Raw genomic sequence first — 804 nt, forward strand, 5'->3', positions numbered from 1 at the left:
CATGATACCGAGGCGGGTTTACTTCATGTTGCGAATCATCATGTTTCACCGGGCAAAAAACAATGGACCTGGGGGCATAGCGACTTTGGTGTGGCTTGGGATAGAAACCTGACGGATGAAGACGGTCCTTATATTGAGTTAATGACGGGTATGTTTACTGATAATCAGCCTGATTTCACCTGGTTGATGCCAAATGAGGAAAAGTCTTTCACACAATATTTTATGCCTTACCGATCATTGGGCGTAGTTAAGAATGCAAGCAAAGATATTCTACTGGCTATTAGTAAAATAGATAAAAAAGTTGAACTTAAAATTTATGTAACATCTGTACAAAACAACTTATCGATTAAGCTGACCAATGGCAATAAAACTTATTTTGAAGAGCTAGCAAGTATTACACCTAAGGAGGTTTATGTTAAAGAGATAGCCATAGGAACAGATTTTAATGAGAATGAGCTATTGCTTGTTATTAATAGTGCTAAAGGGCGCGAACTATTGAGATATGAGCCTTCAAAGAATAGAATTAATGATATCCCTGAACCAGCAAAACCTGCGTTATCTCCTGAAGAGATCAAAAGTAATGAACAATTATTTTTAACAGGGCAGCATCTGGAACAGTATAGACACGCAACTTATAGTCCTGTGCCATACTATGAAAAGGCCCTGGAAAGAGAGCCAGGAGATATAAGAAATAACAATGCATTAGGCCTTTGGTATTTGAGACGAGGACAATTTGAAAAGAGTGAGTCTTATTTTCGCAAATCTATAGAAACCAGTGTCCAAAGGAATCCGAATCCTTATGAT

The 804-nt window shown here is 37.8% G+C and carries 1 protein-coding gene; it reads left to right on the top strand.

Annotation, left to right across the window (positions count from 1 at the left end; genetic code table 11):
* The coding region (locus tag AC1DG9_RS27475) for a tetratricopeptide repeat protein (protein WP_477635750.1) at positions 1-804 on the top strand (804 nt) is incomplete at both ends.

The sequence above is a fragment of the Pedobacter sp. 05L430 genome (assembly GCF_056397585.1).